At 40.2% G+C, this 24,030-nt stretch carries 18 protein-coding genes, 1 tRNA gene and 1 pseudogene; 15 read left to right on the forward strand and 5 right to left on the reverse strand.

Annotated elements, in window-relative coordinates:
• Window positions 1–59: 59 nt before the first annotated feature.
• Window positions 60–135 (forward strand) — tRNA-Trp (locus tag ACTH6U_RS19600).
• Window positions 136–621: 486 nt separating this feature from the next.
• A pseudogene (locus ACTH6U_RS19605) lies at window positions 622–884 on the forward strand (IS3 family transposase); the annotation flags it as partial.
• 92 nt (window positions 885–976) lie between these two features.
• On the opposite strand, the gene hdfR reads toward ACTH6U_RS19605, so the two are convergent.
• A complete protein-coding gene (gene hdfR, locus ACTH6U_RS19610) occupies window positions 977–1,834 on the reverse strand; it encodes an HTH-type transcriptional regulator HdfR (protein WP_336429438.1) in 858 nt (285 codons plus the stop codon).
• Between the two features lie 111 nt (window positions 1,835–1,945).
• On the opposite strand from hdfR, the gene ACTH6U_RS19615 reads away from it, so the two are divergent.
• Window positions 1,946–2,284 (forward strand): DUF413 domain-containing protein, encoded by a 339-nt coding sequence (locus tag ACTH6U_RS19615; protein ID WP_294104418.1) that lies wholly within the window; start codon window positions 1,946–1,948, stop codon window positions 2,282–2,284.
• A gap of 85 nt (window positions 2,285–2,369) precedes the next feature.
• Here ACTH6U_RS19615 and ACTH6U_RS19620 read toward each other — a convergent pair whose 3' ends face one another.
• A complete protein-coding gene (locus ACTH6U_RS19620; protein ID WP_441832977.1) occupies window positions 2,370–3,896 on the reverse strand; it encodes a YifB family Mg chelatase-like AAA ATPase in 1,527 nt (508 codons plus the stop codon).
• Window positions 3,897–4,378: 482 nt separating this feature from the next.
• Here ACTH6U_RS19620 and ilvL point away from each other — a divergent pair, with 482 nt between their 5' ends.
• The 6 genes from ilvL (at window position 4,379) to ilvA (ending at window position 11,043) form a co-directional block, all read left to right on the forward strand.
• The gene (ilvL, locus tag ACTH6U_RS19625) at window positions 4,379–4,480 is read left to right on the forward strand and encodes an ilv operon leader peptide (RefSeq protein WP_073890001.1); all 102 of its coding nucleotides are present in this window, start codon (window positions 4,379–4,381) and stop codon (window positions 4,478–4,480) included.
• Window positions 4,481–4,615: 135 nt separating this feature from the next.
• Complete coding sequence (gene ilvG, locus ACTH6U_RS19630) at window positions 4,616–6,262, forward strand: acetolactate synthase 2 catalytic subunit (protein WP_434719662.1); 1,647 nt, start codon at window positions 4,616–4,618, stop codon at window positions 6,260–6,262.
• Window positions 6,259–6,528 (forward strand): acetolactate synthase 2 small subunit, encoded by a 270-nt coding sequence (ilvM, locus tag ACTH6U_RS19635; protein WP_294104407.1) that lies wholly within the window; start codon window positions 6,259–6,261, stop codon window positions 6,526–6,528. The genes ilvG and ilvM overlap by 4 nt, the downstream gene beginning before the upstream one ends.
• A 13-nt stretch (window positions 6,529–6,541) precedes the next feature.
• A complete protein-coding gene (locus ACTH6U_RS19640) occupies window positions 6,542–7,471 on the forward strand; it encodes a branched-chain amino acid transaminase (protein ID WP_294104405.1) in 930 nt (309 codons plus the stop codon).
• A gap of 144 nt (window positions 7,472–7,615) precedes the next feature.
• Window positions 7,616–9,466 carry a dihydroxy-acid dehydratase gene (gene ilvD / locus ACTH6U_RS19645; protein ID WP_336429418.1) on the forward strand — a complete coding sequence of 617 codons (1,851 nt, stop codon included), beginning with the start codon at window positions 7,616–7,618 and terminating at the stop codon, window positions 9,464–9,466.
• A gap of 2 nt (window positions 9,467–9,468) precedes the next feature.
• Window positions 9,469–11,043: a threonine ammonia-lyase, biosynthetic gene (gene ilvA, locus ACTH6U_RS19650; RefSeq protein WP_441830147.1), complete on the forward strand. Its 1,575-nt coding sequence runs from the start codon at window positions 9,469–9,471 to the stop codon at window positions 11,041–11,043.
• Here the strand turns inward: ilvA and ilvY are convergent.
• Entirely contained in the window at window positions 11,035–11,931 is an 897-nt protein-coding gene (gene ilvY / locus ACTH6U_RS19655; protein WP_441832978.1) for an HTH-type transcriptional activator IlvY, read from the reverse strand. The genes ilvA and ilvY overlap by 9 nt on opposite strands.
• Before the next feature lie 188 nt (window positions 11,932–12,119).
• Here ilvY and ilvC point away from each other — a divergent pair, with 188 nt between their 5' ends.
• Window positions 12,120–13,595 carry a ketol-acid reductoisomerase gene (gene ilvC / locus ACTH6U_RS19660; RefSeq protein ID WP_294104397.1) on the forward strand — a complete coding sequence of 492 codons (1,476 nt, stop codon included), beginning with the start codon at window positions 12,120–12,122 and terminating at the stop codon, window positions 13,593–13,595.
• 317 nt (window positions 13,596–13,912) lie between these two features.
• Window positions 13,913–15,937, forward strand: coding sequence for a DNA helicase Rep (rep, locus tag ACTH6U_RS19665; RefSeq protein WP_441830148.1), 2,025 nt, complete (start codon window positions 13,913–13,915; stop codon window positions 15,935–15,937).
• A gap of 44 nt (window positions 15,938–15,981) precedes the next feature.
• Here the strand turns inward: rep and gppA are convergent, their stop codons facing one another.
• Both gppA and rhlB read right to left on the reverse strand, forming a co-directional pair.
• Window positions 15,982–17,487, reverse strand: coding sequence for a guanosine-5'-triphosphate,3'-diphosphate diphosphatase (gppA, locus tag ACTH6U_RS19670; RefSeq protein WP_336429414.1), 1,506 nt, complete (start codon window positions 17,485–17,487; stop codon window positions 15,982–15,984).
• An 11-nt stretch (window positions 17,488–17,498) separates the two neighbouring features.
• Complete coding sequence (gene rhlB, locus ACTH6U_RS19675; RefSeq protein ID WP_294104389.1) at window positions 17,499–18,785, reverse strand: ATP-dependent RNA helicase RhlB; 1,287 nt, start codon at window positions 18,783–18,785, stop codon at window positions 17,499–17,501.
• Window positions 18,786–18,902: 117 nt separating this feature from the next.
• Between rhlB and trxA the strand changes: the two genes are divergently transcribed.
• The 4 genes from trxA (at window position 18,903) to wzzE (ending at window position 23,963) form a co-directional block, all read left to right on the forward strand.
• Window positions 18,903–19,229, forward strand: a complete 327-nt coding sequence (gene trxA, locus ACTH6U_RS19680) for a thioredoxin TrxA (RefSeq protein WP_294104387.1) — start codon at window positions 18,903–18,905, stop codon at window positions 19,227–19,229.
• Between the two features lie 659 nt (window positions 19,230–19,888).
• Entirely contained in the window at window positions 19,889–21,148 is a 1,260-nt protein-coding gene (gene rho, locus ACTH6U_RS19685; RefSeq protein WP_294104385.1) for a transcription termination factor Rho, read from the forward strand.
• A 642-nt stretch (window positions 21,149–21,790) separates the two neighbouring features.
• Entirely contained in the window at window positions 21,791–22,876 is a 1,086-nt protein-coding gene (gene wecA / locus ACTH6U_RS19690; protein ID WP_294104383.1) for a UDP-N-acetylglucosamine--undecaprenyl-phosphate N-acetylglucosaminephosphotransferase, read from the forward strand.
• A 28-nt stretch (window positions 22,877–22,904) separates the two neighbouring features.
• Window positions 22,905–23,963, forward strand: a complete 1,059-nt coding sequence (gene wzzE / locus ACTH6U_RS19695) for an ECA polysaccharide chain length modulation protein (RefSeq protein ID WP_336429410.1) — start codon at window positions 22,905–22,907, stop codon at window positions 23,961–23,963.
• Window positions 23,964–24,030 lie beyond the last annotated feature (67 nt).

The following is a 24,030-nucleotide window of genomic DNA, read 5'->3' on the forward strand; positions in this document are numbered from 1 at the left end:
ACCTGCCTGTCACGCAGGGGGTCGCGGGTTCGAGTCCCGTCCGTTCCGCCACTTAATTTAGGGGCGTAGTTCAATTGGTAGAGCACCGGTCTCCAAAACCGGGTGTTGGGAGTTCGAGTCTCTCCGCCCCTGCCAGTTACCAATTAAGTAATAATAAAAGAAGTATCTATTGATAACCCGATTATATTAATCGGGTTTTTCTTTATCTAAATTTTACTCATTTCATTCAATTTACTTCCTCGTTATTTATTTTATTAACCCTTCTATTATTTACCTCATTTCTTTTTCAATAAAAAAACATATTGTTAGCTTACTTATTAGATTATTGCTCTTTGTGCTGAGTATTAATGAAATATATTTATTAAATAATGCTTATTTGAATAGTTACTCGTTATATCTATATATTTGAATGGACATGACAGAATTAATCTCCCTGAGATCGAGGTTATTAAGACTGAAATAAATATTATAATTCATCAAAATATAGGGGGTGGATTTTTTAAAATGCACTGATTTAGGATGTGAACTGATGGTTTTAGACATTAAAATATGAACTGTAATATATTGTATTATAAGAAATAATAAAAAATACTAGTCATGATTTACTGATATTGAAAATTTTTAAAGAATGTACTCGTGTATTCCGACCAAGGCAGTCAATATGCCAGTCATGATTAGAATGCTTTTTTAAAGCAGGACTGATTGGATGTTAGTATGAGCTGTAGAGGAAATTATCGTGACACGTGGTTGCAAAACGTTTTTTCAATTGATGAAAAAGAGAATGAAAGATTTATTTCTCTCAAGAAGAAGGGCGTATGGATATTTTTGAATATATCGAGATCTTCTACAACATTAAACGTAGGCATGGTTCCGATAATCAATAACCACCTGTAGAGTATGAAAAAGTCATGGTGAAAAGTTAATTAGTGTCTGCTGAGTTGATGGTTATGCAATCCGCTAGAAAATGAGTGAAAGATCACTCATCTTTGGATGGTTCGATTAGTAACTGTGCATTTTTTATAGGTACTTTAATTAATTGATTAATGAGTGCTTGTTGATCATTTTTTTGCAGCCAAACCGCATATAACGGCTTAATAATTACGGTTTCTGAGAGCGTTTTTAAGCCAGGATATTGTACTATCCAATGTTCAGGTAAAAACGTCGCTGAGAGCGATACAGAAAGTAATTGACGTGCTATATGAGCAGATGTCGTGATCATCACTGGAGTATCATCTTGTGCTAATACTGATTCATTTTTAGGATGAAAATCAGCACCCCATTCAAGTTTTATATAATTATATTTGGTTAGCGCAATATTTTTTTGTGAAGCCATTAATTGTAATTCAATTGAACCGATTATGGTGCTTTCAAATTCATCCATTTTAGGTGGCTCAGTAGCTATTAATAAATCTAATTCTCTTGAGTGCAGCTGTTTTACAAGTGATTGACGAGTTGAAACTCTTGCTTCCAATCGTAATTCATCATGCTGATTATAAAGCTCTTCAACCCAGTCTGTCAGGTAACCTTCCCATAGGGAGGCAGTCGCACCGATTGAAAGCTCAGTGTGCTGAGATGCGTGAGATATTTCTTTTTTAGCTTGTAGCCATGTATTCATTAAAGATTCGGCATAGGGAACTAGGCGCTCACCTGCCGGTGTTAATCGAATATTATTACGGTGTCGCGTAAATAAGCTTGTGCCAAGTTGAGTCTCTAATTGGCGGATACGAAAGCTAACAGCAGACTGTGTCAAATAGAGTGATTCTGCGGCTCTACCGAAGTGTCTGGTTCTACTGACTTCTAAAAAAGTTTTCAATAACTCACTATCCACGCGTATCTCCAATTATTTTTATCGTGATGATTTAAATGTTTTGTTTTACAGATTGTCTATGCTGTCTAATACTCCGCGCCATATAGAGTTGACTGTAATAAGTTAGGAGTGTGTCAGATGGCAGATAGCTTCATCACGACTAATCGTTTTTTCGATAACAAACATTATCCACGTGGTTTTTCTCGTCATGGTGATTTCACCATCAAAGAGGCTCAGTTGTTAGAGCGCCACGGCCAAGCTTTTAATGAGCTTGATTTAGGTAAACGTCCAGCACAGACAGATGAAGAGAAACTTTTCGTTGCTGTTTGTCGCGGTGAACGTGAACCTGCTACCCCTGAAGAAAAAGTTTGGGCAAAATATACTAGTCGTATTAATCGTCCAAAACGCTTCCATACGTTATCTGGTGGTAAACCACAGATAGACCCATCGGAAGACTATACCGATTCTGACGATTAGTTTTAACGTCGGAATGATTAAGAGGGACTTCGGTCCCTTTATTTATTCCAGATGCTCATGCGTCGTCTTTTTCAGCTTATTTTGCTCAGCTTACTTGTTTTTGCAAATGAAGCAATAGCTTATCCATCGCCCTATAGCCTAGCGCTTCCAATAAATGTGCCCGTTCAATGTGTGTTGATGCATTAAGATCGGCAATAGTTCTAGAAACTCTTAGTATCCTATGCCATGCACGTATAGAAAGTCCTAGTTTATTGAGTGCATGTTCTAAAAACAATGCATCTTCTGTACTGAGCTTACAAAATATTGTCGTTTCTCTTGATGTTAGCTGACTATTAATTTTTCCTATTCTTTCAATTTGTTTATTTCTTGCAGCAATTACTCTTATGCGTATTTGTTCACTTGTTTCGCCTTGATTTGTTTGATGACTTAATGTGCCTAAAGGAAGTAAAGGTAGTTCAATTGAAATATCGAATCTATCTAGAAACGGCCCTGAAATACGAGAAAGATAACGTAAAATCTTGGCTGGAGAAGAGCGACTTATTTCACCTTGGTAGTGCCCTGTTGGACTTGGATTTAATGCTGCGATAAGTTGAAAGTTAGAGGGGAAACAAACCTTCGCTTTTGCTCGGGAAATGATGACTTTTCTTGATTCTAATGGTTCACGTAATGCATCTAGTACTGAGCGGCTAAATTCAGGTAATTCGTCTAAAAATAAAATACCATGATGGGCAAGAGATATCTCTCCAGGCTTCGGAAGGCTTCCTCCTCCGATAAGCGCAGCAACAGATGCGCTGTGATGCGGGCTTCTAAATGGCCTTGCTGGCCAGTTTGGGTCTTCTGTTAAAGTATGAGTTAAACTATGTAGTGATGCGACCTCTAAGGCTTCTTGCGGTGTTAATGAGGGTAATAAAGTCATTAATCTACTAGCTAGCATTGTTTTTCCTGTACCTGGTGGGCCTAGTAGTAATAAATTATGACCTCCAGAGGCACAAATCTCTAATGCTCTTTTTCCTTGTTCTTGACCAATAATATCATTGATATCATGCTCATAGTTAGGAGGATGGGGCGATTTTGAAAAGTATTGATTACTAACTAAGTCTGTTTTTTTATGTAAAAAATGACAAAGTTCAAGCAAAGTTGATGAGAATTTTACGCTGTTAGCAGGCAATAAATTTAATTGATGTTGATTTTCAACGGAAAGAATTAGAAGCCTATTTTGAGTGAGCGCGGCTTGTGCAGCAGGAATAGAACCATTTACATGACGAATAAAGCCAGATAATGCAAGTTCACCCAAAAACTCATGTTGATTCAATGCGTCATGTGGGATTTGTCCTGATGATGCTAAGATTGCAATAGCAATCGCAAGGTCGTAACGGCCGCTTTCTTTCGGTAGATCGGCTGGGGCCAAATTAATGGTCATTTTTTTAGCTGGGTATTCAAAACCGCTGTTAAGTAATGCGCTCCGAACTCTATCTCTCGCTTCTTTTACCGCAGTTTCGGGTAAGCCAACTAAAGTTAATCCTGGGAGGCCGTTGCTAATATGCGCTTCAACGGTAACTAGTGGTGCATCCATTCCAATTGAAGCTCTGGTATAAACGATAGCAAGTGTCATAAATTTCCTCATTGAATACACAGAGTAATATTCTGTGAGAAATTAGTTAACTTTCATCCTGTATACTTTATTTTTGCGAAGCTACTCGACAATTTAATTGTCAAATTTAAAAACTATTTAATTTCTTGCGAAGCGCTTCGTAATGCGTTTTTATCAGCATTGATATGATTTTTTATTTATTGGAATATTGGATGCGTGATGAAACTAAAGAGAAAAAATAATGATTAAATAATGTTTTTATTGGATAAAGCGCGAAATATTGAGTTGGTTTATATTGCTGAGCATGTGATTATCGGCAGGTCTGATTGTTTGTTTTTTCATGAAATGGTGGTTTATTATGTTGTTCTGTTTGTAATTAATTGATTTTTATTGAAATAAACATTTAGAAAATAAATAAAATAAATAAAAGTTGTCAAATGATTTTTAAAATGATAACTCTTTAATAAAGATAACGAATAATGTTGAAGAAAAAGATACCGTTTATGAACGCATTTATCCAAGCAGTTAGCCTAATTATTATTAGCGTGGTGGTGATTATTATCCCACCGTGCGGGGCTGCACTTGGACGACGAAAGCTGAAATAATAGCTAAATCTTACGAGAACCCCGCACCGAAAGGCGCGGGGTTTTTTTTGACATAAATGTTTATCAAAATAAAAAATTTCACAAAAAATAAAATAAATACAAACAAATAAAGTAATCGACAGACAGGAGCAGAGCATGAACGGAGCACAGTGGTTAGTTCAGGCATTACGAACGCAAGGGGTTGATACTGTTTTTGGGTATCCTGGTGGGGCTATCATGCCTGTTTACGATGCATTGTACGATGGTGGTGTTGAACATTTACTATGTCGCCATGAGCAAGGTGCTGTCATTGCTGCAATTGGCTATGCACGTTCAACAGGTAAAACGGGCGTTTGTATCGCGACTTCAGGACCCGGAGCGACCAATGTTATTACAGGCCTTGCCGATGCATTGTTAGATTCTGTGCCTGTTGTTGCTATTACGGGGCAAGTTGCTTCAGACTTTATCGGAACTGACGCCTTTCAGGAAGTGGACGTTTTAGGTTTGTCTCTTGCCTGTACTAAGCATAGTTTTTTAGTTGATTCGATAGAAGATTTACCTCGCATCCTTGCTGAAGCTTTCGCAATCGCAAATAGTGGGCGTCCTGGACCTGTACTGATTGATATTCCGAAAGATATTCAACTACAACATGCAGAACTATCTCCTTATCTGATGCCTGTTGAACAAGATATAGCAATAGCAACTGATGAAATTCAGCAGGCAAGAATGCTGTTAGAGCAATCAGAAAAACCAATGTTATACATTGGTGGTGGTGTTGGTATGTCTGGAGCGATTAAAGAATTAAGAGCCTTTATTGATTATACGGGCATTCCTTCAGTTGTTACGCTCAAAGGGTTAGGTGCCGTGACACCTTCGGATGATAACTACTTGGGCATGCTAGGTATGCACGGGACTAAAGCCGCTAATATCTCGGTGCAGCGTTGTGATTTGTTGATAGCCGTAGGCGCGCGTTTTGATGATAGGGTAACCGGTAAGCTAAATACCTTTGCACCAAATGCCAAAGTTATTCACATCGATATAGATCACGTTGAATTAGATAAATTACGTCAAACACATGTGGCTTTGTTAGGGGATGCGAAAGCACTACTACCTGAATTAATGTTAAGAAAGTCCATTTCTCATTGGCAGCAGGAAGTCCAGCAGCTGAAAAAAGAGTTTGGTTGGCGCTATGATCATCCCGGCGAGCTTATTTATGCGCCTTTGTTGTTAAAACAACTCGCCGACAAAATGAAACCGAATACTGTTGTGACGACAGACGTAGGGCAACACCAAATGTGGTCAGCACAACATATTACTGTTGATGGCCCTGAAAATTTTTTAACATCAAGTGGCCTTGGAACGATGGGATTTGGTGTTCCAGCTGCGATTGGCGCACAAGTTGCCAGACCGCAAGATACGGTTGTTTGTGTCTCTGGTGATGGTTCTTTTATGATGAATGTTCAAGAGCTTGGCACCATTAAGCGTAAAAAACTGCCTGTTAAGATCCTATTGTTAGATAACCAACGTTTAGGTATGGTTCGTCAATGGCAAGAGTTATTTTTTGAACAGCGTTATAGTGAAACTATTTTGACTGATAACCCTGATTTTGTGGCATTGGCAAGTGCTTTTGATATCCCAGGGCGTCGTATTACCTGCAAATCAGAAGTAGATGGGGCATTAGATGAATTGCTTAATAGCGACGGCGCATTTTTATTACAGGTATCAATTAATGAATTAGAAAACGTCTGGCCATTGGTTCCACCAGGGGCGAGTAATGAAAAAATGATGGAGAAACCGTTATGATGCAACATCAACTCTCAATATTAGCCCGTTTCCGTCCTGAGGTTTTAGAGCGTATATTACGTGTTACACGCCATCGTGGATTTCGTATAAATGCTATGAATATGGGCCAATCGGCAGATGGCGATAATGTGAATATAGAGCTTACTGTAAGTAGCCAGAGACCGTTAACACAGCTTTGCGCACAGTTAACTAAACTGGCAGACATTACAGAAGTTGAAATACTACAACAAGAATCACGACTATTACGCACACAAAGTGCAATGTAAGGAAATAAATAAAATGACTAAGAAAGCTGACTTTATTTGGTTTAACGGTGAAATGACGCCATGGGCTGATGCAAAAGTTCACGTAATGTCTCACGCACTGCATTATGGGACATCAGTATTTGAAGGCGTACGTTGCTATGACTCACATAAAGGTCCGGTGGTCTTTCGTCATCGTGAGCATATGCAACGTTTGCGTGATTCTGCAAAAATTTACCGCATGCCTGTCAGCTATAGTGTTGAAGAATTAATGGAAGCTTGTCGTAAAACATTGCGTGAAAATAACTTAGTCAGTGCTTATATTCGCCCTTTAGTTTTTGTAGGTGATGTTGGTATGGGTGTTAATCCACCAGATGGTTACAGTACTGATGTGATCATGGCTGCATTCCCATGGGGTGCATATTTAGGTGAAGATGCATTAGACCAAGGTATTGATGCTATGGTCTCTTCTTGGAATCGTGTGGCACCAAATACGATCCCTACTGGTGCAAAAGCGGGTGGTAATTACTTGTCATCTTTACTTGTTGGTAGCGAAGCGCGTCGCCATGGTTATCAAGAAGGCATTGCATTAGATGTGCATGGTTATTTATCTGAAGGTGCGGGTGAAAATATATTTGAAGTCAAAGATGGTATTTTATTTACACCGCCATTTACGTCATCTGCATTACCTGGGATCACTCGTGATGCAATTTTGACTCTAGCAAAAGATATGGGAATTGAAGTTCGTGAGCAAACATTGTCTCGTGAGTCTCTTTATCTTGCTGATGAAGTTTTCATGACCGGAACTGCTGCTGAGATAACGCCTGTACGCAGTGTCGATGGTATCGAAGTGGGTATCGGTCGCTGTGGTCCAGTAACGAAAAAAATCCAACAAGCATTCTTTGGTTTATTTGACGGTACAACAGAAGATAAATGGGGCTGGTTAGATCCAATTAACCCTCAATAACGAATAATACATACTCGTCATACTTCAAATTGCAGGGGTGTTGGTTATAGTCACTTGCTGATTACCTGCAATTATAATTATTTTGGGTACAAACTGATTTACAGGCGGTCGTTCCCTGCCTGTTTTAAACTCGGGAGTAAAGATATGCCTAAGTACCGTTCAGCAACAACCACTCATGGTCGCAACATGGCTGGTGCTCGCGCATTATGGCGTGCGACAGGTATGACTGATGATGATTTTGGAAAACCAATTATTGCAGTTGTTAACTCATTCACTCAGTTCGTTCCAGGGCATGTTCACTTACGTGACTTAGGTAGGCTAGTCGCAGAACATATTGAAAATTCAGGTGGCGTTGCAAAAGAGTTCAACACTATCGCTGTTGATGATGGTATTGCGATGGGGCATGGCGGAATGCTGTACTCCTTACCTTCCCGTGAATTGATTGCCGACTCCGTTGAATACATGGTCAATGCGCATTGTGCTGATGCGATGGTCTGTATTTCGAACTGCGATAAAATTACCCCAGGCATGTTGATGGCAGCTTTACGCCTGAATATTCCTGTTATCTTTGTATCGGGCGGCCCGATGGAAGCGGGTAAAACTAAGCTTTCAGATCAAATTATTAAGTTGGATTTAGTTGATGCAATGATCCAAGGGGCAAACCCGAATGTTAGCGATGAAGTCAGTGACCAAATTGAGCGTTCAGCTTGTCCAACGTGTGGCTCCTGCTCGGGTATGTTTACTGCAAACTCAATGAACTGTTTGACTGAGGCGCTTGGGCTATCACAACCAGGGAATGGCTCATTGCTAGCGACTCATTCTGATCGTGAAATGTTGTTTATCAACGCGGGTAAACGCATTGTTGAACTTACAAAACGTTATTACGAAAAAGATGATGAAAGTGCATTACCGCGTAATATTGCTAATAAGTCTGCGTTTGAAAATGCAATGACGTTGGATATTGCGATGGGTGGCTCAACCAATACCGTTTTACACTTATTGGCGGCAGCACAAGAAGCAGAAATTGATTTCACGATGGATGATATCGATCGCCTATCTCGCAAAGTTCCACATTTGTGCAAAGTTGCACCAAGTACGCAAAAATATCACATGGAAGATGTGCATCGCGCTGGTGGTGTTATTGGTATTTTGGGTGAGCTCAGCCGTGCTGGTTTATTACAAGAAGATGTGACTAATATTTTAGGACTGACTTTCCAAGAAATGTTAGCCCAATATGATGTCATGTTGACTAAAGATGACGCAGTGAAATCTATGTTTTCTGCGGGTCCAGCGGGTATTCGTACGACGAAAGCATTCTCTCAAAGTTGTCGTTGGCCATCGCTGGATACAGATCGCGAAAATGGATGTATTCGCAACCTTGAACATGCTTATAGTTTAGATGGTGGTTTGGCTATTCTGTCGGGTAATATTGCGGAAAATGGCTGTATTGTTAAAACTGCGGGTGTTGATGAAGGCAGCTTAACATTCAGAGGTCCAGCGAAAGTTTTTGAAAGCCAAGATGATGCGGTTGATGCTGTTCTTGGTGGCAAAATAGTGGAAGGCGATGTGGTCGTTATCCGCTACGAAGGGCCAAAAGGTGGCCCAGGTATGCAGGAAATGCTTTACCCAACGTCTTACCTGAAATCTATGGGACTTGGCAAGAGTTGTGCGTTGATCACTGATGGACGTTTCTCTGGTGGTAGCTCAGGGCTTTCTATTGGACATATTTCACCAGAAGCGGCAAGTGGTGGCTTATTAGCTTTAGTTCAAGACGGTGACATTATTGATATCGATATTCCGAAAAGAACCATGGCACTAGTAGTTAGCGAAGATGAGCTAACGAAACGTCGTGATGCGGAACTTGCTCGTGGTGAAAAAGCGTATACCCCTCGTAATCGTCAACGTGAAGTTTCTTTTGCATTGCGTGCTTATGCTTCTTTGGCGACCAGTGCGGATAAAGGCGCTGTACGCGATAAATCGAAGCTAGGAGGCTGATTGTGGCAGCAGCAAAACCGTTACCAGTAGCTCCTTCAGGGGCGGATTACTTGAAAGCGGCGCTAAGCGCGCCGGTTTATGAAGTGGCGACGGTTACGCCACTCCAAAAAATGGAAAAATTATCTTTGCGTTTGGGTAACACTGTTTTAGTCAAACGTGAAGATAGACAGCCTGTTCATAGTTTTAAACTACGTGGTGCATATGCCATGATTGCTAGCTTAACGGAAGAGCAAAAAGCAAAAGGCGTGGTGACGGCCTCTGCCGGTAATCATGCACAAGGTGTTGCGCTATCTGCTCAGCGTGTTGGCATTAATGCTAAAATTGTGATGCCAACGGCGACAGCCGACATTAAAGTTGATGCCGTTCGTAGCTTTGGTGGCGAAGCCATTTTGTATGGTGCTAATTTTGATGAAGCAAAAGCAAAAGCGATAGCCATGGCAGAGGAGGAAGGTTACACCTTTGTGCCACCTTTTGATCATCCTTTAGTCATTGCAGGGCAAGCGACAATTGCCCTTGAATTATTACAACAAGACGCACATTTGGATCGTATTTTTATTCCTGTTGGTGGCGGTGGGTTAATCGCAGGTGTGGCCGTATTAATTAAACATCTAATGCCTGAAATTAAAATCATTGGTGTTGAAGCTGAAGATTCTGCGTGCTTAAAGGCCGCGTTAGAGGCAGGGCATCCTGTTGATTTACCTAGAGTCGGTTTATTTGCCGAAGGTGTTGCCGTAAAGCGCATTGGCGATGAAACCTTTAGGATATGTCAGCAGTATGTTGATGATGTGATTACGGTTGATAGTGACTCTATTTGTGCTGCATTGAAAGATATTTTTGAAGATGTTCGGGCAATTGCGGAGCCATCGGGTGCTATCGCATTGGCTGGATTAAAAAAATATGTTCAGCAACACAACATTAAAGGCGAACGTCTTGCGCATATTCTTTCTGGCGCAAATATGAATTTTCATGGGTTGCGTTATATTTCTGAGCGTTGTGAGCTAGGAGAGCAAAGAGAAGCTCTATTGGCCGTCACTATTCCTGAGAAAAAAGGCAGTTTTTTACGATTCTGTCAGCTCTTAGGTCACCGTTTAATTACAGAATTTAATTATCGTTACACGGATGCAGCACCGGATCGCGCTTGTATTTTTGTTGGTGTTCGTTTGAATGGCGGTGAAAATGAGCGGCTTGAGATTATTCAAGAATTACAGAATAATGGCTATGAAGTTGCTGATTTGTCAGATGATGAAATGGCGAAGCTTCATGTCCGTTATATGATTGGTGGTCGTCCGTCGAAGCCTTTAGAAGAAAGATTATATAGTTTTGAATTCCCAGAGTCTCCAGGGGCGTTATTGAAGTTTTTAGAGACCTTGGGAACGCATTGGAATATTACGTTATTTCATTATCGCAGTCATGGTACTGATTATGGTCGCGTATTGGCTGCATTTGAGCTTTCGGGCCCTGAGGTACGTTTTGATAGACATCTTGATGCTCTTGGTTATGAGCATCATGATGAAACGGGAAATCCGTCATTCCGCTTCTTTTTAGCCCCGCAAGATGATCCCAAAACCTTAGATTAGGTGTTCTGGGAGTAATTCCCAAAATGCTTTTATCAGTGGTTCGTTTAGGCGTTTGCTTAATAGGCAGACGCCAAGCTCAAATGGTTCAACCATTGAAATGTTCTCTAATTGGCAAATACGGCTACGAACAGGTTCTGGGCTGTTATCGACAACAACACTGGGTATTAGCGCAATACCACAACCAAGCGCCACCATTGAGACAATGGCTTCGTGTCCGGATACCGTAGCGTATATGACCGGGTTATTGATGTTATGGCGGCGAAACCATAGCTCGATACGTTTACGTGATGGCCCATGCTCTGGCAGGATAAAAGGCACAGTTGACCAATCAGGCTTGTCTTCCATGACCATGGTACGTACCGCACAAGGTAGCGATGGTGCGATCAGCACTAATGGAATTTCTCCTATTTTAGTGAAACTCACATTATCAGGGAGTCGTTCTGGTTTACCCGCAATACCCAGATCGGCCTCTTTCGTTTCAATTTTTTCAACTGCATCAGCGGCATCACCAGTGGTCAGTTTTATTTCAACCAAAGGATGCAAAGCACGAAATTTGTCGAGCACTTGAGGTAAATGACTATAAGCCGCTGTAACCGAGCAAAAAAGTCGTAACTCACCACTCAAAGAGGGACTTTGTTGGTTGAGTACATGTTGTAATTGTTGATACTGTAATAAAGTCTGCTGAGCAAATTGCTTAAGGTGATCACCTGCTTGCGTTAATTTTACTGAGCGGTTATCACGAATAAATAATGGATGCCCCAATTGTTCCTCAAGCCGCTGTATTTGCCGTGATAGCGTTGAAGGGCTGATATACATGGCTTTCGATGTACGGCCAAAATGGCAGCTCTCGGCTAAATGCAAAAATAGCTTTAAATCTCGGATATCCATTTGTACCTCAAGTGACCGTAATTATCGTTATTGCGATTTATGCAACATTGTATTGTTAATATATCAATTTAAGCAATGTGATTCTTCGCATATAGTAACTTTATAGCAGCTCAATAATGAGCAACAGATTAATAAATTATCTGACATAACAAATACAACAGAACACTACTGAACAATGGAGTACGACAATGGCGAATTATTTCAACACATTGAATTTGCGCGAGCAGTTAGCGCAATTAGGTAAATGCCGTTTCATGAGCCGCGAAGAATTTGCGGATGAAGCTGGTTATCTGAAAGGTAAAAAAATCGTCATCGTCGGTTGTGGTGCTCAAGGCCTAAATCAAGGTCTAAATATGCGCGACTCAGGTTTGGATATTGCTTATGCATTACGCGCAGAAGCAATTAGCGAAAAACGCGCTTCATGGCGTAAAGCGACAGAAAATGGTTTTAAAGTTGGCACCTATGAAGAACTGATCCCAGAAGCGGATTTAGTGGTTAACTTAACGCCAGACAAACAACATTCTACCGTTGTTCGTGCTGTTCAGCCTATGATGAAACAAGGTGCTGCACTGGGTTACTCCCATGGTTTTAACATTGTTGAAGTTGGCGAAGAGATCCGTAAAGATATTACTGTTGTGATGGTTGCACCGAAATGTCCAGGTACTGAAGTTCGTGAAGAGTATAAACGCGGCTTTGGTGTTCCAACGTTGATTGCAGTTCACCCAGAGAATGACCCTCAAGGTGAAGGTATGGCTATCGCTAAAGCATGGGCCGCAGCGACAGGCGGTCATCGTGCTGGTGTTTTGGAATCGTCATTTGTTGCTGAAGTTAAATCTGACTTGATGGGCGAGCAAACCATTCTGTGTGGTATGTTGCAAGCCGGCGCTTTACTGAGCTATGACAAAATGGTTGCAGACGGTGTAGCGCCAGGTTATGCAGGTAAATTGATTCAGTTCGGTTGGGAAACGATTACCGAAGCACTGAAACAAGGCGGCATCACGCTGATGATGGATCGTTTATCTAATCCAGCAAAAGCGCGTGCATATGCGTTATCTGAGCAATTGAAGACCATTATGGCGCCATTGTTCCATAAACACATGGATGACATTATTTCAGGTGAGTTCTCATCAAATATGATGGCTGACTGGGCAAATGATGATAAAAACTTGCTGACATGGCGTGAAGAAACGGGTAATTCAGCATTTGAAAATTATCCAGAGTATGATGGTAAAATTCCAGAACAAGAATATTTTGACCATGGCGTACTGCTAGTTGCGATGGTTAAAGCGGGTGTAGAATTAGCATTCGATACTATGTTAGAAGCCGGTATTCTTGAAGAATCAGCTTATTATGAGTCATTGCATGAGCTGCCATTGATTGCTAACACTATTGCTCGTAAGCGTTTATATGAAATGAACGTCGTTATTTCAGATACCGCAGAATATGGTAACTATTTGTTCTCATTCGCAGCGGTACCGATGTTAAAAGAATTTATGACAAAAGTACAAGCGGGTGACTTAGCTAAGCCTGTTGCAGATAACGGAACTGATAATGCGCAGTTACGTGATATCAATGAAGCTATCCGTAATCACCCAATTGAGGCCATCGGTAAGACTTTACGCGGGTATATGATGGATATGAAGAAGATTTCTGTCGGCAATTAATTATCCTTCTCCTTTCACGTTCTAGGGGTGTCAGCTTCTTAAGATTACCCAAGTCACATACTTTTGTATGCTCCTTGGGATAATCTTATTTGCTTCCTACCTAGAACGCGAAATGCTTTGGATAATCAGCGTATTTTTTATGAGAATAGTTTAGAAAAATATATTGATGTAATAAAAGAATAAAACAAAACCACATGATTCTGATGAATGATGTGGTTTTTTGCCGTTATAGGGGATCGTTACTCAAGAGTTGGTTGGGTTTCTGCTACAATCTGTAGCGAGTTCCATTTTGACTAACTAAGTGATGTAGAGAAGCCATGCGATTAAACCCAAGCCAACAACAGGCAGTCGAATTTGTGGAAGGCCCATGCCTTGTGTTAGCAGGGGCTGGTTCAGGTAAGACTAGAGTTATTACCAATAAAATTGCGCATCTTATTCGTCAATGTGGTTATCAGCCTCGTCAAATTGCGGCTGTGACCTTTACGAATAAAGCGGCTCGCGAAATGAAAGAGCGAGTGGCACAAACATTGGGTAAAAAAGAGGCGCGTGGGTTAATTATTTCGACTTTTCATACATTAGGCTTGGAAATTATTAAGCGTGAATATAAAGCGCTGGGGATCAAAGCTAATTTTTCCTTATTTGATGATCAAGACCAAATGGCGCTGTTGAAAGAGCTAACATTTGATTTACTTGAAGAAGATAAAGATTTATTGAAACAGCTAATAACAGCTATTTCAAATTGGAAGAATGATCTGATTTCACCGCAACAAGTGGTTGGGCAAGCTCGAGGTGAGAAAGAGCAACATTTTGCTGAATGTTATCGTCGTTATGAGTTGCATTTAAAAAGCTGTAATGTTCTTGATTTTGACGATCTGATTAGCAAACCAACCATACTTTTAAACCAAAATGAAGAAGTTCGTGAGCGTTGGCAGCAAAAAATTCGTTATTTGCTGGTGGATGAATATCAAGATACCAATACTAGTCAGTATCAATTAGTCAAATTATTGGTTGGTCAACGTGCAAGATTTACGGTTGTGGGTGATGACGATCAATCAATCTATTCATGGCGAGGTGCTCGACCACAAAATCTCGTTTTGCTTAGCCAAGACTTTCCTAAGCTTAATGTGATTAAGTTAGAACAAAATTACCGGTCATCAGAGCGTATTTTGAAAGCGGCAAATATTCTTATTGCTAATAATCCTCATGTTTTTGAAAAGAAGCTTTTTTCTGAGCTAGGTTATGGGGCACCATTAAAAGTCCTAACCGCAAATAATGAAGATCATGAAGCGGAAAGGGTAATTGGCGAATTAATTGCACATCATTTTATTAATAAAACTGAATATAAAGATTACGCTATTTTGTATCGAGGTAATCATCAATCACGCATTTTTGAAAAAATGCTGATGCAAAACCGGATACCGTATCGCATATCTGGGGGAACTTCTTTTTTCTCTCGGCCTGAAATTAAAGACTTACTTGCTTATTTGCGAGTGCTGACTAACCCAGAAGATGATAGTGCGTTTTTGCGCATTGTGAATACACCACGCCGTGAAATTGGTCCTAAAACAATTCAAAAATTAGGTGAATGGGCAAACCAACGGGGTAAAAGTCTCTATCAAGCCAGTTTTGATCTAGGTTTAGAGCAAACTTTAAAAGGCAAAGGTCTCGAGTCTCTTCAGAAATTTACCCATTGGATGGATGACATTGTTAAAATGTCGGAGCGAGAACCCTTATTTGCTGTTCGTGATTTATTGCGCGAAATGGATTATGAAAGCTGGTTGTATGAAACGTCAACTAGCACTAAAGCAGCTGAAATGCGAATGAAAAACGTCAATCAATTATTTTCGTGGATGGGTGAAATGATTGAAGGAGACGAATTAAATGATCCGATGTCCCTGACTCAAATTGTGACCCGTTTTACATTGCGAGATATGATGGAGCGAGGGGAAGATGATGAGGATTCCGATCAAGTTCAATTGATGACATTACATGCTTCTAAAGGATTAGAGTTTCCGTATGTATTTTTGGTTGGCATGGAAGAAGGGCTTCTTCCTCATCAAAGTAGTATCGATGAAAATAATATTGATGAAGAGCGACGATTAGCTTATGTCGGGATCACTCGTGCACAGCGAGAGCTATTTTTTACCCATTGTCGTGAACGTCGTCAATATGGTGAATTAATTCGTCCTGAATTAAGCCGTTTTTTACTTGAATTACCGCAAGATGATCTTGAATGGGAACAGCAACGTAAAGTCGTAAGCGCAGAGGAGCGCATGCAAAAAGGACAATCTGCGTTAGCGGATATTAAGGCGCGATTAGGATTAAAAAAAGCCGGTGATTAGGTCAAATTGATTTCACGCTAAGTTAACCTTAGCGTGAAATGGGATTAACTATTAGAACTATTGCGTTCTTCGAGCTCTAACGTCCAGTTTACATAGCTTTGCCACTGAACCTCTTGTTGCAAATTTTCAGCACGTAAAGGGTACTCAGTTAACCAACGGTAAGGCAACATAATGGTGAGAATGTGAGAGTTCACATTCAGTCTCAATGCTGGCAAAGTGTCATCACGTCTACGGCTCGCGAAAATAATCGCTAATCTGAGTAAGCGACACAAATCATAGGTTTGCTGTATTGGCAGTGCATTTTGTTGGCTAAGAGAGGCGAGATCTACAGGCCCTTGCTGATTTTTTAATAGAGCAGCAAGTAAGCGTTTTTGAGCGGGAGTGAATCCGGGTAAATCAAGATGCGTGATTAAATAACTCGCATGTTCAGGCCCTTGGCGAAAATCAACACTCAGGCCAATTTCGTGCAATGCACAAGCGCTCAATAATAAATCTCGACAGCGGGGTTCTAAATTCCAATCTTTTGCAACTTGTAGATAAAAATGTTCTGCGAGTTGGCTAACACGACCAGCTTGTTCGATATCAACTTGAAAGCGACGTTGGATATTACGCAATGTACGAGCTCGAATATCTTGCTCGATAGGCAGTTCAAGCATGCCATACACTAAGCCTTCACGTAAAGCGCCGCCAGCAAGTGTCATATTATCAATATCGAGTGCTTCAAAAATGGCGATTAAAATCGATAGGCCACTTGGAAATACAAGTGCACGTTCAAAAGTAAGCCCTTCAATTTCAAGTTCTTCCAGTTTATGACACTGTATTGCTTTGCGCTTAAGATGTTGCAGTTTAGAGAGTGTAATAAGCTCATCCATGCCTTGTGCAATCATGATCTCTTGAATCGCTTGAACAGTACCTGATGCCCCTACACAAATTTTCCACCCGTGAGTTTTTAAGGCATCAGCGATAGGCGCAATCACATTCAATGCAGCGGCTTGTGCCTGTGCAAAGTTTTCTTCTGTTAGCGTCCTATCACTAAAATAACGTTCAAGCCATGTTACACAGCCCATTTCAAGGCTATAAAGCTGCTGTGCTTTTGCACCTAAGCCTGTGACAAGCTCTGTACTGCCACCACCAATATCGACAACTAAGCGTTGGTCTGGACCGCCAGTGGTGTGTGCAACACCTTGGTAAATTAAGCGCGCTTCTTCTTCTCCCCGAATAACTTTGACGGGATTGGCAAGGATTTCGCTGGCTTTTTCGATAAAAATATCTGCATTCTTTGCTAAACGTAATGTCGCAGTGGCGACAACACGGATTTGAGCACGAGGAATATCCTGTAAGAGCTCAGAAAAAAGACGCAGACATTGCCAGCCTCGCTCCATCGCTTGCTCTGATAGCTGGTTATTTTTATCTAACCCAGCAGCAAGGCGAACTTTACGTTTGACCCTGGAAATTATCTGAATACTGCCTGCCGATTCGCGAACAACTAACATATGAAAACTGTTTGAACCTAAATCGATTGCAGCATAAAGAGAAGAAGATTTCAGCATATTATTTTTACTTAGCCTGGACGTTTCTGGTTATTACGAGGACCATTATGGCGACGTGGCGAATTTGAATTGCGACGAGGGCCTCCAGGACGTGGGCGATGACGGCGTTTTGGTGCCGGAAGATCGCTTAACAGAGCATCACTATTATATTTACTGACTGGGATTGAATGCTGAATATATTCTTCAATCGCCGGTAAATTAAGTGCGTATTCTTCGCAAGCTAGCGTAATTGAGTTACCACTTTCACCAGCACGACCCGTTCGGCCGATACGGTGTACATAGTCTTCACAATCATCAGGCAAATCATAGTTAAAAACATGAGTGACTGAAGGAATATGTAAACCACGAGCAGCAACGTCAGTGGCGACTAAAATATCAATTTGGCCTTGCGTGAACTCTTCTAAAATTCGTAGACGTTTTTTCTGTGCGACATCACCAGTAAGTAAGCCAACTCGATGACCATCAGCGGCAAGATGCGCCCAGATATCATCACAGCGATGTTTAGTATTGGCAAAAATAATACAACGCTCAGGCCACTCTTCTTCAAGTAAAGTTTGTAGCAGGCGCATTTTTTCTTCATTAGAAGGGTAAAATAACTCTTCTTTGATGAGATGACCTGTTTTTTGTAAAGGTTCTATTTCAATGTATTCAGGATTATTCATTTGTTCAAACGCTAGCTCTCTAACACGGTAAGATAGTGTTGCGGAGAAGAGTAAGTTAAGTCTTTCTGACGCCGCAGGAATGCGACGAAATAGCCAACGAATATCTTTAATAAAACCAAGGTCATACATGCGGTCTGCTTCATCCAGTACAATTACCTGAATTGCACTTAAGTCAACGTAACCTTGTTTAGCGTAATCGATTAGACGTCCTGTGGTGCCAATTAGAATATCAACACCATTTTGTAGAACTTTTAATTGCTCATCATAGCCATCACCACCATAGGCGAGACCCATTTTCAGGCCAGTATACTCTGCAAGCTCTTTTGCATCAGAGTAAATCTGTACTGCTAATTCACGAGTCGGTGCCATGATAAGCGCGCGTGGCTGATTATTTTTTTTCCCTTCAATAGCAGGGTGAGTTAATAGATAATGAAATGTAGACGTTAAAAATGCTAACGTTTTGCCCGTACCTGTTTGCGCTTGCCCCGCAACATCTTTGCCTTTGACAGTGAAAGGCAACGTGAACGCCTGTATTGGCGTGCAATAGTCGAAGCCTTTTTTACTAAGGGCTTCAATGACTTTAGGGTGCAATGCGAAGTCGGAAAACTTCTTTTCTGTCAAGTGTGCTTTACTCATAGTGTGTTAGAATATCAGTTAACGGTTGATTTACGAAAGCGTATCTTTTGAAATAAAGCATCCTGCTGCCAATAATGTTACACTAAATCTGTAAAAGATGATCCTTTGGAGTACAACATGAGCGACAAAATTATACATATAACTGATGCAAGTTTTGAAACTGCAGTTCTACAAGCAAGTTCACCTGTTCTCGTCGATTTCTGGGCAGCATGGTGCGGTCCTTGTAAAATGATCGCGCCTATTCTTGATGAAGTAGCTCAAGAATATACAGGCAAACTGACCATCGCAAAACTGAATATTGATGAAAATCCGGCTACCGCTCCCAAATATGGTATTCGTGGCATCCCTACGCTTCTATTATTTAAGAATGGTAGTGTAGCAGCAACAAAAGTTGGCGCACTATCTAAAACGCAACTGAAGGAATTTCTAGACGAAAATCTGTAAGTTATAGTTATATGTAAGTTAAAACGTTTAGCGGTAAATCTATTTTATGTAGAGAGCCGCTAGACGTCCTCTTTCAAGCATGATAAGTTAACTACATTCCTCGTGTATCACTCGTAAGAATTATCTTGTATTCCATTGCTCTTACCTTATATATCTAGTTTATCAGTGTAGTAATAACTTAGTGATATTGTTGCTATATTCCATCTCTGTGGTTATGCAATTTTAGAACGTATAGATTAAAGGTAATCTGTTGCCTGTCAGCTATCAACTTCAGTCGACTGAGCCATAGGATACAAGTAGTGAATTGAGTAAAATTTAATATTGATCATTTATGTTTTAGTGCGTTGATTGAACTTAAATTTGCGATATTGGAATAAATGTTGTCTTAAATGTACAAAAAACTATTGCTAATATTGTGTACGTTTCTAATAATATACAAACATCATCCAGATGAGTAATAGCTGTATGTGCACTATCATGTTAATGCAACGATAGCAGCAAACACAAAATTTTACGCATTGTTGTTGGTTTCTTATGAGTCACTATCAACAGGGCGCTATAAAGTTAAACTGGCACTTATATTATGGCCTTATATTATAAGTTGCTTTCAATTTACGTTCATAGTTCGAGAATTACCCCGAGTTAAAGAACCCACCATTATGAATCTTACCGAATTAAAGAATACGCCAGTATCAGATCTGATTACGTTAGGCGAAAACATGGGGCTAGAGAATTTAGCCCGTATGAGAAAACAAGATATTATCTTCTCAATCTTGAAGCAGCACGCTAAAAGTGGAGAAGATATTTTCGGCGATGGAGTATTGGAAATATTGCAAGACGGATTTGGTTTCCTCCGTTCAGCTGATAGTTCCTACCTTGCAGGCCCTGATGATATCTATGTTTCCCCTAGTCAAATTCGTCGTTTTAACCTACGCACCGGCGATACCATTTCAGGAAAAATTCGTCCACCTAAAGAAGGCGAACGTTATTTTGCCCTCTTGAAAGTTAACGAAGTTAACTACGACAAACCTGAAAACGCCCGCAGTAAAATCCTTTTTGAAAACTTAACCCCATTACATGCAAATCGTCGTCTTCGTATGGAACGTGGTAATGGTTCAACTGAAGATTTAACTGCACGAGTACTTGATTTAGCTGCACCAATTGGCCGTGGCCAACGTGGTTTAATTGTTGCACCACCAAAAGCGGGTAAAACAATGTTACTGCAAAATATTGCAACTAACATTGCCCAAAACCATCCTGATTGTGTATTGATGGTATTGCTTATTGATGAGCGTCCTGAAGAAGTAACTGAAATGCAGCGTTTAGTTAAAGGTGAAGTTATTGCTTCGACCTTTGATGAACCAGCAGCACGTCACGTTCAAGTTGCAGAGATGGTTATTGAAAAAGCAAAACGTCTCGTCGAGCACAAAAAAGACGTTATTATTTTACTTGATTCAATTACACGTCTTGCTCGTGCATATAACACAGTTGTACCTTCTTCCGGTAAAGTATTGACAGGTGGTGTGGATGCGAATGCATTACATCGTCCAAAACGCTTCTTCGGTGCTGCTCGTAACGTCGAAGAAGGCGGTAGCTTAACAATTATAGCAACTGCGCTAGTTGATACTGGTTCTAAAATGGATGAAGTTATCTACGAAGAATTTAAAGGTACAGGTAATATGGAATTACACCTGTCCCGTAAGATAGCTGAAAAGCGTGTTTTCCCTGCAATTGATTATAATCGTTCAGGCACACGTAAAGAAGAACTTCTGACGACGCAAGATGAATTACAAAAAATGTGGATCTTACGTAAGATTATTCATCCAATGGGTGAAATTGATGCGATGGAATTCCTCATCAGTAAACTTGCAATGACCAAAACTAACGAAGAGTTCTTTGATTTTATGAAGAGAGCTTAACGGTTAAGGTTTATTAGTCGACTGATAAAAATAGGCGCAACCTCAGGGGAGCGCCTTTTTTTTATTTTTTATCTATCTGGTCTCTATATTGATTGCTTAATATATTTTTATGCTGGGGGCTGTCAGAATTATTCTTGATTTATTATTTTTCTAAAAATAGATCTAGCGCTTGGTTTTTAATCAATAAATAGGACAGTTTATATTTATTAGATATCAAAAAATGATATTTTATAAAATGTAGTTGGGTATCATAGGTTTATTTTTTTCGTAAACAGAACGAAATAAACGCTGTCAACTTACTGTATTTTATGCGAATTTTATTTATACATTTTGTGAGTCAATATAAATATATTGACTAATAAGGTAAGGAATATATTTAACTCTATTAAAGTGTATTGTTTTTATGGCATGCATCTTGCAGCTATTAAGTATAAAATCGGCGAGGTAACCTTGTCGAAATAAAGTATGGAAGTGAGGTTTCATTTATTAGTTATACTGGATAAATAGCATAACTAATAAAGATTCGTCTTATAGTAGATTTTTTTGTTGAGATGATAATGCTGTAGCTATTGTTTGTGTATCGGCATTAGTCCAAAAAAATTTAGTTTTTTTAGTTAAATAGAATGATGAGAGAGTCGAACTGTGGATATCACACACTTTATAACCAGCCTCTTCTACGTTTTCTTGTTTTCGTTGGTCTTTATTTTTATCGCCCGAGTTGTTGCAACAAAAATCGGCTTGGTAGATAAACCTAACTTCAGGAAAAAACACGTAGGATTAGTTCCCCTTGTTGGGGGAATATCGGTTTTTTTTGGGATCTGTTTTGCATTTATCATTACAGAGGAATATATACCTCATAAATGGTTATATATCGCCTGTGCAGGATTACTTGTTTTTATTGGCGCACTAGATGACAGGTTTGATATCAGTGTGAAATTAAGAGCAGGTGTTCAAGCGATTGTTGCCGTAGTGATGATGACGGCTGCAGGGTTAAAACTTGAATCTTTAGGGCATGCATTTGGTCCATGGGAGCTTATTCTCGGTCCATTTGGCTATATTGTAACCTTATTTGCAGTATGGGCTGCGATTAATGCATTTAATATGGTTGATGGTATCGATGGGCTTTTAGGGGGATTATCTTCCGTTTCCTTTGGTGCTTTGGGCTTTTTATTGTATCAAAGTGGTAATTATGCGTTAGCATTTTGGTGTTTTGCGTTTATAGCCGCTATCCTTCCTTATATCCTTCTTAATTTAGGCATCCTAGGTCGCCGATTTAAAGTCTTTATGGGAGATGCGGGAAGTACATTAATTGGCTTTACAATTATTTGGATCCTTGTTGCTTCGACACAAGAGCAAGTTCATCCGATAAATCCGGTGACTGCATTGTGGATTATTGCTATTCCTTTAATGGATATGGTTGCCATTATGTATCGTCGTATTCGCAAGGGAATGAGTCCTTTTTCACCTGACCGTCAGCATATTCATCATTTGATTATGCGTTCAGGCTTTACACCGAAAGGCGCATTTGTACTTATTACATTGTCAGCAGCGGTATTGGCATGTATTGGTATTCTTGGCGAACGTTTATCTTTTGTACCTGAATGGTTAATGTTGGCATTATTCTTGCTTGTATTTATGATGTATGGTTATTGCATTAAACGCGCTTGGAAAGTCGCTCGTTTTATTAAGCGAGTTAGGCGTAGAGCACGTCGAGGTGCAATACGGTAACGAAAAACGTAAATAGAGGTTCTGTGCAGTGAATAACTCAGAAACGCAACCTAGTCAGTATCAAGCTCCTGTAGAACCGGAATTGGATATCCGTGGTTTATGCCGCTCATTATGGCAAGGCAAAATCTGGATCGTTGCATTTGCAGTGGTGTTTGCTGCAATTGCATTGGGTGCTTCCTATTTCATGCAGCAAAAATGGAGCTCAACTGCAATCACGGACCTACCAACAGTTAATAATCTGGGAAGCTATTATTCTCAGCAACAATTCCTGCGTAACCTTGATTCACGTATTAATAATGTTGGGCAAGAAGGACAATTACCAACGATAGCGAAAGAAGCTTACCAAGAGTTTACTAAACAATTGGGAGCTTACGATACTCGCCGTCAATTTTGGTTGAATACCGATTACTATAAGCAACGTTTGGAAAATGATCCTAAAGCTGATGCTGCATTATTAGATGAATTGATTAATGACATTGAGTTTACGCCAGCTGATGAAGTTAAAAATCTAACTGATAGCATTAAGCTCGTTGCTGAAACATCAACTGATGCAAATCAGCTTTTACGTGAGTACACGCAATTTGCAAATCAGCGTGCAACTACGAATCTGAATGATGAAATAAAAGGCACTTGGGCGACAAAAATGCAATCGATGAAAGCGTTAGTAAAACGTGAAGATATGGTTGCTCAGGCTGCATATGAAAGACGTTTGAATTCACTTGAACAGGCACTGAAAGTGGCTGAAAAACAAGGAATTGTACGTAACCAAAGTTCAACGCCCGTTGATGAAATTCCTGACTCTAAGATGTTTATGTTAGGTGTGCCATTATTACAGGCGCAGATTGAAACATTAAAAGCTACAGGCCCTGATCATGACTCTGACTATGATCAGAACATTGCAATGTTATCAACATTGAGTGTAGGGCCGACTCTCCAAGATAATTTTCAGGCATACCGTTATCTACGTACCCCTGAAGATCCAGTCAAACGCGATAGCCCACGCAGAGCCTTTATGATGATTCTGTGGGGAGCAATCGGTATGTTAGTTGGTGCCGGAGTGGTACTGTCTCGCCGTCGCCCATCATGATTTTAAATAAGCTACTGGCTCTTTGAGTCAGTGGCTTCATGAAGTCATTAAAATTTAAAAAGCAGCA

Source organism: Providencia sp., from assembly GCF_052096715.1.
Classification (GTDB): domain Bacteria; phylum Pseudomonadota; class Gammaproteobacteria; order Enterobacterales; family Enterobacteriaceae; genus Providencia.

What these genes read in the sequence shown, in the direction of transcription:
- ilvY (WP_441832978.1), bottom strand. Translation starts at nt 11,931, where the DNA reads ATGGATATCCGAGATTTAAAGCTATTTTTGCATTTAGCCGAGAGCTGC.
- ilvC (WP_294104397.1), top strand. Translation starts at nt 12,120, where the DNA reads ATGGCGAATTATTTCAACACATTGAATTTGCGCGAGCAGTTAGCGCAA.
- ilvM (WP_294104407.1), top strand. Translation starts at nt 6,259, where the DNA reads ATGATGCAACATCAACTCTCAATATTAGCCCGTTTCCGTCCTGAGGTT.
- rhlB (WP_294104389.1), bottom strand. Translation starts at nt 18,785, where the DNA reads ATGAGTAAAGCACACTTGACAGAAAAGAAGTTTTCCGACTTCGCATTG.
- ilvD (WP_336429418.1), top strand. Translation starts at nt 7,616, where the DNA reads ATGCCTAAGTACCGTTCAGCAACAACCACTCATGGTCGCAACATGGCT.
- rho (WP_294104385.1), top strand. Translation starts at nt 19,889, where the DNA reads ATGAATCTTACCGAATTAAAGAATACGCCAGTATCAGATCTGATTACG.
- trxA (WP_294104387.1), top strand. Translation starts at nt 18,903, where the DNA reads ATGAGCGACAAAATTATACATATAACTGATGCAAGTTTTGAAACTGCA.
- ilvG (WP_434719662.1), top strand. Translation starts at nt 4,616, where the DNA reads ATGAACGGAGCACAGTGGTTAGTTCAGGCATTACGAACGCAAGGGGTT.
- rep (WP_441830148.1), top strand. Translation starts at nt 13,913, where the DNA reads ATGCGATTAAACCCAAGCCAACAACAGGCAGTCGAATTTGTGGAAGGC.
- gppA (WP_336429414.1), bottom strand. Translation starts at nt 17,487, where the DNA reads ATGCTGAAATCTTCTTCTCTTTATGCTGCAATCGATTTAGGTTCAAAC.
- ACTH6U_RS19615 (WP_294104418.1), top strand. Translation starts at nt 1,946, where the DNA reads ATGGCAGATAGCTTCATCACGACTAATCGTTTTTTCGATAACAAACAT.
- ilvL (WP_073890001.1), top strand. Translation starts at nt 4,379, where the DNA reads ATGAACGCATTTATCCAAGCAGTTAGCCTAATTATTATTAGCGTGGTG.
- ACTH6U_RS19640 (WP_294104405.1), top strand. Translation starts at nt 6,542, where the DNA reads ATGACTAAGAAAGCTGACTTTATTTGGTTTAACGGTGAAATGACGCCA.
- ACTH6U_RS19620 (WP_441832977.1), bottom strand. Translation starts at nt 3,896, where the DNA reads ATGACACTTGCTATCGTTTATACCAGAGCTTCAATTGGAATGGATGCA.